1 protein-coding gene is annotated in these 1370 nt (G+C 59.6%); it reads right to left on the bottom strand.

The genetic code is table 11. The features are described from left to right. Window positions 1–115 precede the first annotated feature (115 nt). Window positions 116–1288, bottom strand: a complete 1173-nt coding sequence (locus H8B03_RS18895) for an IS5 family transposase (protein ID WP_193143543.1) — start codon at window positions 1286–1288, stop codon at window positions 116–118. Window positions 1289–1370: the final 82 nt, after the last annotated feature.

The following is a 1370-nucleotide window of genomic DNA, read 5'->3' as shown; positions in this document are numbered from 1 at the left end:
CAGGCCGCGGAATTAGTCGCCGCTCGGGAACGTTGTTCTGCCTATAGGGTGAATGCGCCGTTCGTTCGTCAACAAGGGTCCGAGATTTTCGGCCCTCATGCAGTTTCCTTCCGCCTCATGTCCCCAGTAATCTGGGCAGTCTGGCCAGGTTATTGGCGGCCATCGTCAGAATGAAGCGGGATCGCACCCGTTCGACGCCACGATAGACGGTTTGCGCCATGCCGCCGACGGTCTTGGCCCAGCCGAAGGCTTCCTCAATCCGCTTTCGGTGCTTGATCGACAAGTCGTAGCCCTGATGTCGGGTAGTGCGCCCGTCTATCGCTGAATATCTCGATTTCTGCGCGACATGCGGAGTGACGCAGGCCTCTCGAAGGTCGGAGACGAACTGGGCAGCGTCATACCCCTTGTCCGCCCCAAGCGTCAGCCGCCGGGTCGATCCGGGGGAGTGGTGATGCACCATATCCAATGCCGCACGCCGTTCGGAATGGCCGTCGGCCTGGGTAAGGTCGCCCTGAACAATCAGCCCGTGCCGGTTCTCCATCAGCGCGTGTCCCATGAAGCACAACGCCGCACCGGTGCCGGGTGATTTCTTGTAGAGCCGCGCCTCCGGATCCGTGGTCGAAACGTGGGTGGCGTTCGAACGCTTCTCGCCCTTGAAGTCGACCTCGGCGTTGCGGTTACGGTGATTGGAGCGGGGCATCGGTTCTGTCTCGGGTTCGGATTGGGTGGGTTGATTGTCAGGCTCGATGGAGGGCGGCGGCGGATCATCCGGCCCCTCATCGTCGGGCGGCGAGACCTCCGCCTTTGGCTGGAAACTTTTCATCGACGCCCAGGCTTTGATCAATGTCCCATCAACCGAGAAATGCTCATCCGATAACAGCGGTGCCACCTCGCGGTGCGCCAGGATCGCCGCCATCACCTTGCGCGACATGTCCGTTGTCAGAAGCCGATCTCGGTTTTTGGTGAACACCGTTGCGACCCAAACCGGATCATCGATACCAAGGCCGACGAACCAGCGAAACATCAGGTTGTATTGCATCTGTTCCATCAACTGACGCTCGGATCGAACAGAGAACAGGATCTGGATCAGGCTGGCCCGGATCAGCCGCTCGGGTGCTATCGAAGGGCGGCCAAAATCGACGTAGAGCGGGGCAAACTCGGCGTCGAGGCTGGCGAGAGCGTCATTGACCACTTGCCGGATCTTGCGCAAAGGATGTCTGGCGGGAATGCGCTCCTCAAGATCAACGTAGCTGAACAGCGACCCACTCGTTTCATCCGTCCCGCGCATCTTGACCCCCACAGTTCTGCTGCGGACGAGGAATCATGTTCTCAAATCGTTGTCCAGAAGAGACTATTTCAGCAACCTGCTA

This window comes from Meridianimarinicoccus sp. MJW13, assembly GCF_014901205.1.
GTDB lineage: Bacteria > Pseudomonadota > Alphaproteobacteria > Rhodobacterales > Rhodobacteraceae > Meridianimarinicoccus.
Note: the sequence above shows the minus strand (reverse complement) of the source record. Positions and strands in the feature narration are given on the sequence as shown.

Excerpts from the sequence above, each read along its gene's own strand:
- H8B03_RS18895 (WP_193143543.1), bottom strand. The coding sequence starts at position 1,288 with ATGCGCGGGACGGATGAAACGAGTGGGTCGCTGTTCAGCTACGTTGAT.